Here is a 14,765-nt window from a genome sequence, read left to right on the forward strand (position 1 = left end):
TCTCGATGAAAATACAATGTTAAAAAATGCTAAATCTTCATCAGAGATACAATAAAACCGTATAATTGTATTTTACGTTAATCTTATAAAAAGCACTTTTGATGAAATTAAGATATATATTGCTTTTTGCATTTAGCTTTATCTTGAGCAACTCTGCATTTTCGCAAAATAAAAATGTGAAGCTTCCTTCTAATTGGTATAATCTGGATTTAGTTGCCGATGGGTATTTTGGTATAAGTACCGAAAAAGCATATAAAGAATTACTCAGCAATAAAAAGCCTAAACAAAATGTGATTGTCGCCGTAATTGATGGGGGAGTTGATATTAATCATGAGGATTTAAAGGATGTATTGTGGACTAATAAAAAAGAGATTCCAGATAACGGAATAGATGATGATGGTAATGGATATGTAGATGACATACACGGTTGGAATTTTATAGGATCGAAAAAAGGTAATCTGGCATATGATAATCTGGAGTTGGTGCGGATACTTAGAGTGTATGGCCCTAAGTATGTGTCAACCATTCGGTCTACAGTATTAGATAGTGCTCAAAAGGAAGAATACGCCTTGTATCTTAAAGCTAATGCGGAATTTGGGAAGAAGTATAATGATGCTCACTATACGTTTGGAATTGTAAGTATCATTAATAAGGTTCTGGATTCAGTTGCAGCTATTAACAATAAGAAGATTCCATCATTGGAAGATATCGATAAATATGTGGCCGATAATGAAGATGAGGAGCAGGTAAAAAAGATTATAAGAGGCGGATCTAAGGACAGTGGAGGAATTGATAAATTCTACAAGGAGATGAAGGATGCCTATAAGCAATATGATGTAATGCTTAAATATAACCTGAATGTGAAGTATGATCAGCGGCAGGAGCTAGTTGGCGACGATTATACAAACCCAAAAGAACGTCTATACGGAAATAATGATGTTGCCGGGCCTAATGCAGAACATGGTTCACATGTTTCGGGTATAATAGGAGCAAATAGGTCTAATTCAATTGGGATTAATGGAATAGCCAATAGTGTTAGTATAATGGCGATTAGAGTTGTACCAGAAGGGGATGAAAGAGATAAAGATGTTGCTAATGGAATTAGATATGCTGTAGATAACGGCGCTAAGGTTATTAATATGAGCTTTGGCAAAGGTTATAAATGGAATAAGGAAGTTGTTGATGAAGCGGTAAAATATGCTGAACAGAAGGGCGTATTACTAGTTCATGCGGCTGGAAATGATAACGAAGATGTAGACGTTAAAGAAAATTATCCAAATAAATACTTTGATGGACCAGAGGCTGCTGCTTATAAGAAGTCAATTAAAAAGGACGCACTTTCAACAATACCTCTTAAGATCGATCAAAACCAGATGCAAAATCAGGGTATGAGAAGAGGGCCTAATTCTGTTGTTATTAAAAAGGCAGTAATAGATACAGCTAAATTTAAACTGCCACATGCGAGTAACTGGATAGAGGTTGGGGCAAGTGCATATGCGAATGATGCAAATTTAAAAGCCTCTTTTTCAAATTACGGTAAATATAATGTAGATGTATTTGCACCTGGCTTTATGATTAATTCAACAGTTCCGGGCTCAAAATATGAAGAGTTTGACGGAACTAGTATGGCAGCTCCTGTTGTATCTGGTCTTTCTGCTCTGATTTTGAGCTATTATCCAGATCTTAAGCCTAATCAGGTCAGAGAGATCATAATGAAGTCTGTTTCTAAGGTTTTACAGAAAGTTAAATACAAAAATGAAAGAGGTGAGACTGTCCGCGTGCCCTTTTCCGATCTTTGTGTTAGCGGGGGAATAGTAAATGCTTACGAGGCCTTAAAGCTTGCAGAGCGTTATCAATCAAAATAAATAGCCGTCTTCTATTTCTGAATTATTTCTTTCAAACTTAAGTAGCCACTTTTTCTTATCTATTCCGGCAGCATAGCCGGTCATATTTCCATCGCTGCCTATTACGCGGTGGCAGGGTACTATAATTGCTAAGCGGTTTCGGCCGTTTGTTGATGCAATTGCACGAATTGCTTTCGGATTGTTCATCATTTCTGCCTGTTCCTTGTAAGAGCATGTTTTTCCATAAGGGATTTCCTGAAGTGTTTTCCAGACTGCTTGCGAAAAATCATTGCCAGGAGTGTGTAATGGAACTGAAAAGGTTTTCCGTTTTCCTTCGAAATATTCTGTTAACTCATTTTCCAATTGATCTAGATACGAATTCCTTCCTGCTACCATCACTGCATTAAGTAGCTTTTGTAACTCGATGAATTCTTTTTCTAATCTGATTCTGTTGGTAAATTCGAGCAGACAGACACCTTTTGATGTGGCACCTGCCAGCATAGGACCTAAAGGGGTAGAAATCTCTGTCATATTTATTGTGGCAGCCATATCAGAGGATATAGAAGATTTTTCAAATATCCACGGATACCGATCAGCAAAACCTGTAATGTCAGTGAGAGATGTATTATTCATTTTTATTATCGAATTTAATTCTTAACAAACCAGTTTTTTATTCTAATAAATATAGCAGCATTTGCATAATTTAATATTTCCTAAAAATAGGGAATGAATCCATAGGATGATACCCGATTCTTGCTTATTTCTAGTATCCCTAACGCCAGTTGCATTCAATCATTATATTACGAATAAATCGAAACGATCCGATAAATATAATCCTAGCGGTACTATTGGTGTCAAATTAAAATGAAAGAAATAGCTCTCAAAGAATGGTAAGAGTCAATAAAGCAATAGATCGATTATAAACTCTTTCCCTTTTTTTTGATTTAAAATTCATCGAGAAGTTTCTAGTCAGATTTTTCTTTTGATTGATTTCTTTTTGCATGCGGTTAATAGTTGTTTCGGCAAAAAAATATGCAAGTGTACTTGTGTCGCGATGTTTGGCTGATTGTTTTAAGGCTTCTATATAATCAGTTTTTTCAGAAGCCCCAATAATAATATGGGGCTGTTTGAATTTTGCCAGAATAAAATTAGATATCAACCGCCCTGTCCTTCCGTTTCCATCCGGAAAAGGGTGGAGATAAATAAAAAACTGATGAAATCTCGCGCTGATATCAAGTGGGTGAAGTTCTGCTTTCTCAATAGCATCCTGAGTTGACTTAGTAAGCGAAGGCATACGAGCTATATTCGTTTTATAGTCTCCAAATATGGTGTCGCCAGTTGCCATTTGGGTATCTGTATATACTCCTGGCTCATATCCTTTTGAAAATTTGATGGTATTTTCGGTGAGGATTTTTTGAGTTTGTTTAATCAATTCCTCAGTAAGCGGCTGTTCCAGGTTATCAAACAGAAACTCGTAAGCTTTAAAATGATCTAAAATTTCGTAAGCCTCATAAAGCGACCTATTTTGTAGTTTTAGATTGATTCCTTGTTCTTTTAATTCGCGTGTTTCATCAACTGTAAAGGTATTGCCTTCCACTGCGCAGCTATGGGCCGAGAATAAGATCTCATTATATTCCCTAAAGTCTTTTATGCTGAAACTGTTTACAATTGTTTTATTGTATTCGAGTACCATTGAATCATATTTCCTGAATAATTCTTCCATAACTTTTGCTTTGATTTTAGGAGGGCACTGTTTTATGAATTAAGGATTTCTTAGTGCAGACTACGAATATAAGCAAGCTGTTTGTTTTTAACCAGTAAAGGATGATTGTTTTGTTTGAACCAATAAGCTTTGATAACTTTAAACGTAAAAAAGCTCACAGACATGTGAGCTTTTTTCAGTAGAGTCGAGCTGCAATATGTCGAACTTTTATGAACATTGCGAAGCTGTGGTCAATTTTGAAAGGACGATAAATAGTAAAGGTGATGGACAGTATAGAAAGAAGAAACAATAGAAATTAAATACGGAAATGCGGAGAATAGCAGTCTTTATATCCGCATATTTTGCGGAGAATATAAAATATGTATATCTATCAAAGACTGGGCTGGCCTCAGTTCACATGGGATGACAGTAAATAACACCATTATTGACCAATGCACGTCATAATCAGGGGCGTATGCTTGGCAAGATGGAAGCTCTTGGTTTTGGCCTTCGCGAAGAAGCCAGTCTGCAAACACTGACTCAGGATGTAGTCAAAACAAGTGAGATCGAAGGAAAGGTACTTGATGTAGACCAGGTACGGTCTTCCATCGCACGTAGATTGGGTATGGAGATTGTGGGACTGATTGCCTCGGATAGGCATGTGGATGGTGTTGTCGAAATGATGCTTGATGCTACCCAACGATGTAACGCGCCGTTAAGCGATGATCGCTTATTTGGGTGGCATAGTTCTCTTTTCCCGACAGGACGAAGTGGTATGCATAAAATTGTTGTCGATAATTGGCGCAACAATAGTAAGGCTGACCCTATGCAGGTTGTCTCTGGGGCAATGGGACGGGAAATCGTCCATTTTCAAGCACCGGATTCTGAAATAATAGCGCAAGAGATGGCAGGCTTTATTGAATGGTTTAATTCAAGCAATAATATTGACCCTGTATTAAAAGCCGGAATCGCACATTTATGGTTTGTGACCCTTCATCCATTCGATGACGGTAACGGTCGTATTGCCCGTGCAATTGCAGATATGCAATTAACCTTAGCCGACCATACAGCTCAACGGTTTTACAGCATGTCCGCTCAAATACGCTTGGAGCGCAAGAGGTACTATGATGTTTTGGAACAGACCCAGAAAGGGACGTTGGATATCACCGAATGGCTGAACTGGTTCCTCGACTGTTATGAACGTGCCTTGTCAAACACAGACCAGACGATAGGAAAAGTACTGCGCAAGGCAAAGTTTTGGGAAAGTCCCCAACTACTATCCATCAATGAGCGGCAACACCTCACGTTGAATAAATTAATTGAAGGATTTGAGGGCAAGCTGAGCTCCTCCAAATGGGCGAAAATTGCCAAATGCTCACAGGACACGGCTACCCGTGATATACAGAACCTAGTGGAACGGGGCGTAATGCTGAAAGAAAAAGGCGGAGGACGCAGCACTAGCTATATTTTGAACATCTGATAGACTAACTCAATTATATGCTTAACAACGAAAAAATCTTTTGCACTCCACAACATTTGGCATTGATCCCCTATTTGAGAGTAGTAGAGCTTCTAAAAGCCCCTTAAAACAAGTAAAGCTCACTTTTCAGTGAGCTTTGTTCAGTAGCCTTAGGGAATAGATTCACAAATGATTTTATAGAAGATTTGCGCCGTCTTGCTAGAATAGACAAGCTTAAGGATTAATTCGCGTTTCTTTCGCTTATGGATTAGGGAGATCGAACTGCGTAGAAAAAATCCCTCAGCAACTTTTCTAGGCAGATGAAAATACCTGTAAAATGCATCGAACTGTTTGAAAAGAGGATAGTCATAAGGGTGCATCATGTCTGATGTGCATTTTTACGTCGTTCAAAATCATGGTAAAATTTATCCAGCTTTCCTTTATAATCATCCCAGATTACTTCGGATTTAGGATAAGGTTTTTGGGTAACTGGATGTGTCATATGCTGAAGGTCATTACTCTTGACATTTTCATAAAACGCAGAATTGGAAACCAGGTCAATCTTTAGGTAATCGAGAAGATAACTTATTGACTGCAATGATTGATAGAAAACTAACGATGGCAGGAATTCCAAAGTATATTGTGATTCCTTATTATACCCCGGGACTATACTCTTAAATTGCTTCATTGCTTCATTCGACGCGGAAAATATTAGGCGAAGTTGGTTGGATTCCTGATTTATAGTGATGCCAACACGGCGTAAGTCCCTATTTTTATGTATCAACTCGGATCGGTACTTGTCCAATTTTGCGCGTATGTTAGCATCTACATCCTGTATTTTAGGAGCTGATTTTAACGTCTCTTTATAGGCATCTCTTGCTTTTTTGGCCAGTGAGCTCCAGTCCAACGTTTTATCTTTGTTTTTCTCAAACATAAAGGAGATAAAGTGCCCCAGGTAATCAAATACTGAACACAGATGATAGAAAATACTGTCGACTATTGAGTTCAATTGACAACTATACCTATAAATTGTTGGATGTGCCTGTATATCCCCATCGAAAGGGTCTAAGTTTAAATCGACAAACGATTTGTTGTTTAAACCTTCGATCAGAAGTTCATATTGGTGAAATGCTGCAAAAATCCTGTAGATCAAATTTTCTTGCGAAAGCACCATTTTCTGTGAAGTATTCTTGTCAGGGCGGTGATCCTCATAAATGTGCGTTATTGCCTCTATGCCAATGTTGGTGATATTAATCAGGTCAGAAATGGTTTCAAGATCTTGTTTTTTATCAGGTATGTAGAAAAAGTTGTGAGTAGCGCTCATTGGTGAGGTGTCTGGTTTATTTTTGATTGAGTTAAAGTACGCAAAGATTCATTATTACTTTCCATATACCTACTAAACACTCATTCAGGTCGTTGCGTGTTGTCTCGTTAAGACCCTAGTAAAAAAAGCCTTGATTTCTCTAGGCTTTCGTTGTAGGCTTATGGGGGCAGATTAGCCTTCTCGCTTTATTTAGTGTAAACAGCTTAATGTAATGTAATTGTTACATTAAGTGTGGTGTATATTTTTGGTGTGATTTTCGCTGAAATCTTAATTGAAATCTAAATTTCAATGTTTATTCTTATTCATAAGAATATGCCGTTTCATTGAAAGAATGAACTATTGTAAAATTATGGTTTCTCATATTGATTGATAAAATGCAAATTAATAAATTAGTAGGGAATAAGATAAAAGCGCTTAATTGATGATATATCGCGAAGACATTTTTCTAACGAAAACTTTTTATATTAAAATTTTCCCTACTTTTGCACGCTTAAAGGTGTACTAATATATTTAGTAAAATTGGCAATGGAAAATTTAAAAGATGTTTGTAATTATGTTGTTTTCAGATTGACTGGAGAGGGCGGAGCATCGATTAGTCATTTGAAACTACAAAAATTGCTTTATTACATTCAGGCGTGGAGCCTCGCCTATGATGGTAAAGGATTGTTTCAAGGCGATTTTCAAGCTTGGATTCATGGGCCTGTAAACCGATCAGTATATAATCGATTCAAAGACTCTAAATATATGTATTCAAATATTACATTAGATGATTTGGGTGGTGTAGACTTCAAATTCACAGAAATTTCTGATGATAATAAAACTTTTATTGATGGAGTTTTGGAAGTGTATGCTCAATTCAGTGACACACAATTAGAGAAAATGACCCACGATGAGGCACCATGGCAGGAAGCTCGTGGAGATTTACAGCCTTATGAGAGGTGTGAGGAGGTTATATCTGAAAAAACAATGGCTAGCTATTATTCCGCAAGGTTGAAAGATGCTAACTAATGAAGAAAAGGCCCGTTCTCAATAACCTTCCGGAAAATAATAGAAAATTTCCGGTAAGTAATATGGTAGCTGCAAGACTACCGGTCACATCAAAAAAGTTTTCTGATCCAAATTTTTCTTTTAGTTTCAAATATTACAAACAGATACCTCTCTTTGAGGTAGGTCAAGTTCCTAATAACTGGTTTGTATCTTTAATAGAGAGACTTAGTGAGCTTTGTAGAAAAGAATGGGCATCGTTTGAAAAAGATTACATTGAAAAAAATGCTTTTCGGTATCACGCAATTGATTGGGGTTCGAAGAATATTCCAATACAGAGAAAAGACTTGAACTGGATTGATAAACATTATCTCGAAAATGAGGAAGACTATCCGATGTTTCAATTTCATGTTTCTAAAGCTTTGGGAAGGGTTGTTGGTTTTTGGGATGGATATCACGTTTTTCAAATTGTACTTTTGGATCCCGAACATAATATTCAGCCAAGCAACTATAACGACTATAAGATTCGTGACACCTATTTTATGAACACCGTATATGGTTCATTAATTGCTGATCTTGTTAATCTTAAGAAAAAAATACCTGGAGAACATAGTTGTGAGATTTGTTCAGCTTTACATTCGTTGCCAACAGGATCTAATGAAACAAACCTCTTAAATATATGCTTAGGAGATGACTATTTACAAAAATTAAATGATAGCAAATTGTCATTAACAGACGTAATAGAATTAGGTTTAGCATCAATAAATGAATAGGTTTTATACTATTTTAAGTGTTAAAATGGGCAAACCATAAAGCATTGAGCCCAAGTCACTCGCCAAAAACAAACAATTAATGCCTTAGTTTTTGCGGATAACTCCACCTTGAGGAAGGAATTGATGAATTCGAGAGCTTAGATCTCGCAATCTATTGCAACAATTCAACGGAAGAATAGTCGATTGTGGATGCTAAATATGTATTTAATGGTATTGTGGGAGCTTGCTGGACATAGTGAATTGTTTTTGTTATTTGTTTTTTGGAGATTTAGTCCTCAGATATAAGTATGACAAACGAACCTAATGTTACAATAGATATAATGCGTGTAAATGGTAGACGATTGACTGCCTCTTTGTTCAGACAGTTTTATGAAGAGAAGCCGTTTAATGCTGAATTCGATTTGTTATACGATATAAAGGGAAAGGTTCTGCAAAAAAATGAGTTCGTGATTTTTAACACGCCAGCCGGATTAAGAAAATTTGATATTTCAAAGTTCAAGTCAAAGACTAGTGTAAATTCATTAGAGAGTAATTTGTTTTGCTCTCTTCATCATGAATTATTGGCTTCAGAATTAGGGAGCATAAGATTTGAAATTAACCGTTACTACTCGGATCTATTATCGCGTGCTGAAGAAGATAGTTATGAGCAATATTTTTTATACCCCCTAATGACCGGGAAAGTTGGGTATAGCAAACTTGAAAGGGAGAATTATTATAATCCCCTAGTCAATCTATTAAACGGGGACTTTAAAGATCGCGTTTCTGAAGAATACCAAAAGGCAGTAACAAAAATAGAAAAACGTAATCAGATGGTTGATGTGTTTAACAATGTTCAACAGATTTTCATTTAAAATTAATTGGCGCTTTTGAGAAATCAAATGCAATGAGGATGCTATGCCTGTTTTTCTTAATGTTGATAGCACAATCTATCTGCTTTTTATTTTTTTTTCTCTTATCAGTCTAGTAAAAAAGTAGGATAAATAACCTCCGAGTGGATGAACCGGCTCGGAGGAAGCTTTTTAATTATAGTGAGGGCGCCTTAGCAGACCTGAGTCTATAAGAAGTCTAACCCCATCCTAGCGATGAGTACATCCACGTCCCTTGTTTCAGTACAAATCAGATGATTTTATCATCAGTATCCTCGGTATATTTTCCTGTCAAATCTAGCGTGGACGAACCGGCGGCCGAAGTAACATTCCGCTCTAACCTCCATAGAGGTTATAAAGATAATAAAATATCCCCTATATTAGCCATATAGCAGCTTTCACAACAATGGGGAAAATTACAAATTCAAGCAGCCTAAATCTGTCAAATAGGGGAATGACAGAGGTGCCGCAATATATTTTTTCATGCAAGAATTTAAAATCATTAAATCTGAGTAATAACGAACTTAAGGAGATTCCTGTTGAGTTATCGCGTTTGAAAACTCTAAAAAAGCTCGACTTGTCAAATAATTCCATTAAACAGGTGCTTTCAAAAACATTTGCCCTAGCTAATCTGGAAGTGCTCAATTTGAATAATAATGACATTAGGAGCCTTCCTAAACAAATTGGAAATCTAAAGAAGCTCAAAAGTTTACTCCTAAGTGGAAATGAACTGGAAGCGCTGCCCGAAGAAATTACAGAAATAAAGGGTCTTAGGGTGGTTAACATTTCAAACAATAAGTTTAAAATATTCCCTGGGCAACTCTTAAAACTTACTGAACTGGCGAAGTTATGGATAGGAAAGAATGAATTTCATTCTATTCCAATAGGGTTATTGTCAGAAAACTTGACCAAGCTAAAAGCATTGTATTCATTTAACCCTATCCTCAATAATTACGAAGTTGATCGTCATACTGCTTTATTAGGCAAGCAGAAAGGAAATGCACTTAAAGATTTAGAACTTATGACTTACAAAACACCCTCTGAAGATAATAAGCCGATTGCAATTCGTTCTTCGCGAAAATCGTCTAAAACGATATTTATTAGTTATAGCCACAATGATGAACTGTACAAAAACGAGGTGTTAAAAACATTAAAGGGTTTGCAAAACGTATTTCCGGACCTAGAGTTTGATGTCTGGTCTGATGATCGGATTCGTACTGGGCAGAAATGGCTTAAGGAAATTGAAGACGCTTTAGATAAAGCCGTAATTGCGATTCTTATTATTTCCAGAGATTTTATAGGTTCAGAGTTCATTATGAAGAAAGAGGTTCCTGTAATATTAAGTAATGCTGAAAAAAAAGGGACCATCATAATGAACCTAATTGCAGGTAAAAGTTTGTTTGGTAGCCTCGTTGTTGCTCAATTTCAATGCGTTAATGATCCTAATGACCCATTAAAGAGTTTAAATGAACACCAGCAGGATGTAATATATACCAAGTTAGCTGAAGACGTTAAATTTTACCTCAGTTAATTAGTTGGCAGTGAATTACAGAATCAATAAGGGACTAAAGCCGGAGCCGAACGGCGTAATATAATCCCTAATAAAATGCTCGGTCAAAATTGAACGAGCATTTTCCATTCGTGGTGATTCCGATTAATTATTAAGTTACACGATTAATACAGGCAAGCTCTGGAGTACTACGTACTTCATCGAGCCGGAGATAATACTCATTACCTGCTTTATTTATCGGACGTTCAACGACAAATGTATAGTATCGCTCATCTACTTCAGTAATAGTAACAGGTATCGCTTTCCGTCCATCCCATGATATCCAAGCTTTATCACCAACTTCAAATTTTTCTACTGTCCTTTTGTTATAATGAATAGGCGTTACATTCTTTACGATAACAATTTTCCTTGGAGCTGTTTTGATAGCAGTTTTTTTGCTGTATGACTTTTTTGGGTTGGGTAATAATTTCTGTTTTTTATATGCCCTGTAGCTTTTCCAGGCTTTCTTTAAGGTTTCAATTCCTTGCCAACCAGCTCTCTTCGAATATAAATAGTTTTCATAGTCTTCAAAATCGTCATACGAAGGCCATGCAGTATCTTTACTCATATCTCTGGCCAAGTCACCTAGTGGTGAATCTCTATTCTTCTGCTTGTGAAGCCAATCCGTAAAAGTGATTAGGATAGTGTCGCTGTCAGAGGTTGTCGGCCTGTTATCAATTGATCTTTGGCAGTGAATCCAATTTGAAAAGCCATGTTCTTTTGCAACCTGGTTTAGGGCCTCTACGTGTTTAATGCCGAGGAGTTTTTTTAACTTTTTTGCTTTAAGTTTATAAAAATTAATCGAATGTTGTTGAGCTTCCATTGAAATTCTTTTTTTCTTCCACAATAATAAATGTCATCCACCAACCATCACTCTTGTGTATGAACAAAAGTTTTTCAATTTATTTAGATTACAGTGCTTATCAGCTTTGCTATTGGTGAACGGCAGGCTCTGTAGGAATACCGAGAACTAATATAAAGATTAATTGTAGAAATATCAATTAGAAATTAGTTTAAATCTATTTGATATCTGGAATTCGTATTAAGTGGTTATCGGTTCCCAAAAAAAGGACTGGATGTGTAAACAAGTCTTTGGATGAATATCTGTTGATGTCGTTGGGAAGAGAAATCTAAAACTATTCTATGTTCCTATTTAATGAATCAAAATAGTCTTTTATTTCGGCAATTTTTTCAAGACGTATGCTTGATGTATTAAAGAGAGAGGTAACTAGACCTTGATGTTCATTGTGTACTGGTGTCACATCTGAATAGCCAAAATCTCTTTGGGTGGAGATAAATGGATAAAATACCATTTTATTTGTAGTTAATTTTGATAAAACCATATCGGCAATAACGTTGTCATCATATGGGTATTCTAAAATGGTATTAAAGAACTTTTTAAAGACAATTATAAATTGAGACGAGAAACAAGGATGAACCCAGTATCTATTTTGAGAGACCGGAATAGCGAGGTCAAAATTCCCTGTTCCGCCGGAAAGATAATCAACCCCCTCTGCAAAAGCCTCGTGAATATTACTGAATAAAATTTCTTTAGTATAACCGTCAGAGAAGGCATGATCATCTTCACTTATAACAATAACATCTTCGTCATTATCCAAAGCAATTCGAATGATTTTACGAATGCTTTCCCATAAACCTACTGCACCAATCTCATGTTTGCACGCATCAACAATAGTGATGTCAAATTCATTCTTGCCATCAAACTGCTGAATTATGTGTTTCCTGCGTTCGGTTCTTTCTGGAAGATTAATTATAAAGGTTGAGATAGAAGTATCTTTGTAACTATCGAGATCTTTTTGTATAGATAAATGATCTTTGGGCTTGCTATAAAATTTAGTGATGCTCTCAACTATTTTAACTTTCGCTGAACTCCTGTTAAACAACCCTTCGATAGTGCCTTTTTGATTGTTGGATTGAGTTATGTCTGAATACCCAAATTCCTTTTGGACGGATATGAAGGGATAAATGAATAGGATATTGTTTGAGAGTGATGAAAATTTGAAATCAGCAGAATCATTTTGAGTGAAATCTGCATTTAAAATTGTCGTATAGAATTTCTTAAAAACAACAATAAATTGGGTGCCGGTAAACTGTTCTGCCCAATAGAGATTTTCACTAACTTTGAGAGCTGTGGTAATCCAACTATTTCCCCCTGACAAAATATCTGCATTATTATTGCGTGCATCTTCAATTGACTTTAAAAAAAATCCGGTTGTATAGTCGTCTGTAAAATAGTGGTCATCTTCACAGATAAGAACATACTCCTCATCGTCATCTTTTGCCTTTTCAATAATACCTTTTATACTGTTCCATAGCCCAATTGTTCCTATCTTGTTTTCACATGCATCGATTATTTTTGTGCTAAATTCTTTATATCTAGAGAACTCGTCAATAATATAATCTCGTCTATCGTGGCGATGTTTTAAATTTATTATATAAGTTGGAATTCTGGGTTCGGGAGATGTATGCATTTATTTTATAATTTTGAGAATTTGTGTTATTACTTGCCAATTATTCAGTATTTCATTAAATTCAATATACACATTATTCTCATTTAAGAATGTTTTTCTAATCGTTAAAATTAATAATCCTGAGCACCTCTGTTGACAATCAGCTTAGCTTGCAATTAAAATTATAACTTTAGTCCATATGTTTAAATAAAAAGTTGAATTTCACTTCCATGAAAAGTGGATGATTCAGTAATTTATTATTCTGAAGAATTATACTATCTTAGATTAAAGCAAATTAAAAAATCTTCTTTATTATGAAAAAAATTGAACTAAAAACCGAAAAGCTTAAATTAAAAAAGAAAGAAATTTCCAACTTGTCTCTCGAAGATATGGGTCAACTTTATGGTGGACTTATTGGCTCTCCAGGCAGCCCAACTCTTGGAGCAACATGTCAAGAACCTTCCCATACCCCAGAATGTGTTTTGACTGCAGCTGGTTGCTAAAATAACATAAATTTATTAGAAACCGCCTTGGTGAAAATCAAGGCGGTATTTTCTCAGATCTCAATCAATGGATGGGAAATGAATACTATTGCATAGAATTTTGATTTTATATTATATAGCATGCCAAACAATGAGACTATTAGGTTAATTTTAAAAAATATTAATGAAGAAGTAGCCTGTCAAGTATCAGATATGTCTTTACTTAGCGGGAACTCTGGTCAGTCACTTTTTAATATTTTATATTCAAAGCATTTAGATAATGATAGAATAACTGACCGAGTAATAAATAATATACAGAATATCATAGATGAATCAACTAGCATTCCCTCTTTTACTCTTTGCAATGGCCAGGCTGGATTAAATTGGTTTTTTACATATTTACACAAGGCTGAGTATATTGATAATGAAGATTGGGAAATAATATGCTCGGACAACACCAAGTTAGCAGAGTATGCTTTATCTATTCTCGAAATAGGAAACTATGATTTTCTTCATGGAGCTTTAGGAATTGCATATTATATTTTGGAGGTACAAAAAAACAATACAGTTTTTTTTACTCGTTTTTTCGAAGAACTAGATCTACTCATGGTCGAGAACAATGGCACTGTTCCTCACTTTGATTTTCAAAAAAATCAATTTGATAAAAGTAAAATAAATCTGGGATTAGCTCATGGTTTATCTAGTATTTTAAAATTTTGTATACAGTGCTTTTCTTTAGGTATTTGCAAGGACCAAGCTCTAAAATTGGCAAACATAGTGGGTAATTACCTTTTATCTCATTCAAATACTGATAAAAAAGAAAGTTGTTATTCATCAATGATTGATTTAAATGAAGAAATCAGTACTATTAGCCGTCTTGCGTGGTGTTATGGCGATCTAACGATAGCCTATGTTCTATATCAATTTGGGATTATATTTGAAAAACAAATCGCCGTAGAATTTTCTCTAGAAGTTTTTGCACATTCAATTAAAAGGAAAAATGAAAATGAAACTTTTGTAAGGGATGCGGGAATCTGTCACGGAAGTGCAGGCGTGGCCCATATTTATCATAAAATGTGGCATTATACGAAAGATCCAATGTTTAAAGAATCATGTGAATACTGGATCGAAAGGACTATAAACTATGCACATTATAGTGATACAGTTTCTGGGTTTAAAAAGTTTAGTCAAATTAACAACCAATACGAGCCTTCATCAGGTTTGCTTGATGGCTCTGCGGGGATTGGACTCGTATTACTTAGCTATTTAACTAAGGATTTTAGCTGGGATTACTGCTTAATGTTAAATTAA

General features: G+C 35.6%; 13 protein-coding genes. 8 read left to right on the plus strand and 5 right to left on the minus strand.

Features of this window, described 5'->3' with window-relative positions; translation table 11 throughout:
- Positions 1–101: 101 nt before the first annotated feature.
- Positions 102–1,865 (plus strand): S8 family peptidase, encoded by a 1,764-nt coding sequence (locus tag AC6CH7_RS25565; RefSeq protein ID WP_498265396.1) that lies wholly within the window; start codon positions 102–104, stop codon positions 1,863–1,865.
- On the opposite strand, the gene AC6CH7_RS25570 is transcribed toward AC6CH7_RS25565, so the two are convergent.
- Positions 1,857–2,477, minus strand: a complete 621-nt coding sequence (locus AC6CH7_RS25570) for a methylated-DNA--[protein]-cysteine S-methyltransferase (RefSeq protein WP_498265397.1) — start codon at positions 2,475–2,477, stop codon at positions 1,857–1,859. The two genes, AC6CH7_RS25565 and AC6CH7_RS25570, sit on opposite strands and share 9 nt — an antisense overlap.
- Before the next feature lie 247 nt (positions 2,478–2,724).
- Complete coding sequence (locus AC6CH7_RS25575; RefSeq protein WP_498265398.1) at positions 2,725–3,567, minus strand: Fic family protein; 843 nt, start codon at positions 3,565–3,567, stop codon at positions 2,725–2,727.
- A gap of 424 nt (positions 3,568–3,991) precedes the next feature.
- Here AC6CH7_RS25575 and AC6CH7_RS25580 point away from each other — a divergent pair, with 424 nt between their 5' ends.
- The gene (locus tag AC6CH7_RS25580; protein ID WP_498265399.1) at positions 3,992–5,026 is read left to right on the plus strand and encodes a Fic family protein; all 1,035 of its coding nucleotides are present in this window, start codon (positions 3,992–3,994) and stop codon (positions 5,024–5,026) included.
- A 358-nt stretch (positions 5,027–5,384) separates the two neighbouring features.
- Here AC6CH7_RS25580 and AC6CH7_RS25585 read toward each other — a convergent pair whose 3' ends face one another.
- Positions 5,385–6,329 (minus strand): hypothetical protein, encoded by a 945-nt coding sequence (locus tag AC6CH7_RS25585; RefSeq protein WP_498265400.1) that lies wholly within the window; start codon positions 6,327–6,329, stop codon positions 5,385–5,387.
- A 525-nt stretch (positions 6,330–6,854) separates the two neighbouring features.
- Between AC6CH7_RS25585 and AC6CH7_RS25590 the strand changes: the two genes are divergently transcribed.
- The 4 genes from AC6CH7_RS25590 to AC6CH7_RS25605 all read left to right on the plus strand — a co-directional run bounded on the left by AC6CH7_RS25590 (position 6,855) and on the right by AC6CH7_RS25605 (position 10,483).
- The gene (locus tag AC6CH7_RS25590; protein WP_498265401.1) at positions 6,855–7,337 is read left to right on the plus strand and encodes a Panacea domain-containing protein; all 483 of its coding nucleotides are present in this window, start codon (positions 6,855–6,857) and stop codon (positions 7,335–7,337) included.
- Positions 7,337–8,086, plus strand: a complete 750-nt coding sequence (locus AC6CH7_RS25595; RefSeq protein ID WP_498265402.1) for a hypothetical protein — start codon at positions 7,337–7,339, stop codon at positions 8,084–8,086. The genes AC6CH7_RS25590 and AC6CH7_RS25595 overlap by 1 nt, the downstream gene beginning before the upstream one ends.
- 287 nt (positions 8,087–8,373) lie before the next feature.
- Positions 8,374–8,937, plus strand: a complete 564-nt coding sequence (locus AC6CH7_RS25600; RefSeq protein ID WP_498265403.1) for a hypothetical protein — start codon at positions 8,374–8,376, stop codon at positions 8,935–8,937.
- Positions 8,938–9,358: 421 nt separating this feature from the next.
- Complete coding sequence (locus AC6CH7_RS25605; RefSeq protein ID WP_498265404.1) at positions 9,359–10,483, plus strand: leucine-rich repeat domain-containing protein; 1,125 nt, start codon at positions 9,359–9,361, stop codon at positions 10,481–10,483.
- Positions 10,484–10,613: 130 nt separating this feature from the next.
- Here the strand turns inward: AC6CH7_RS25605 and AC6CH7_RS25610 are convergent, their stop codons facing one another.
- Together AC6CH7_RS25610 and AC6CH7_RS25615 are read right to left on the minus strand one after the other, a co-directional pair.
- Positions 10,614–11,324, minus strand: a complete 711-nt coding sequence (locus tag AC6CH7_RS25610) for a YozE family protein (RefSeq protein WP_498265405.1) — start codon at positions 11,322–11,324, stop codon at positions 10,614–10,616.
- Positions 11,325–11,637: 313 nt separating this feature from the next.
- Positions 11,638–12,993: a hypothetical protein gene (locus AC6CH7_RS25615; RefSeq protein ID WP_498265406.1), complete on the minus strand. Its 1,356-nt coding sequence runs from the start codon at positions 12,991–12,993 to the stop codon at positions 11,638–11,640.
- 293 nt (positions 12,994–13,286) lie between these two features.
- Here AC6CH7_RS25615 and AC6CH7_RS25620 point away from each other — a divergent pair, with 293 nt between their 5' ends.
- Together AC6CH7_RS25620 and AC6CH7_RS25625 are read left to right on the plus strand one after the other, a co-directional pair.
- Positions 13,287–13,475 (plus strand): hypothetical protein, encoded by a 189-nt coding sequence (locus tag AC6CH7_RS25620; RefSeq protein ID WP_498265407.1) that lies wholly within the window; start codon positions 13,287–13,289, stop codon positions 13,473–13,475.
- Positions 13,476–13,595: 120 nt separating this feature from the next.
- Entirely contained in the window at positions 13,596–14,765 is a 1,170-nt protein-coding gene (locus AC6CH7_RS25625; RefSeq protein WP_498265408.1) for a lanthionine synthetase C family protein, read from the plus strand.

The organism is Pedobacter sp. GQ55, assembly GCF_059758925.1.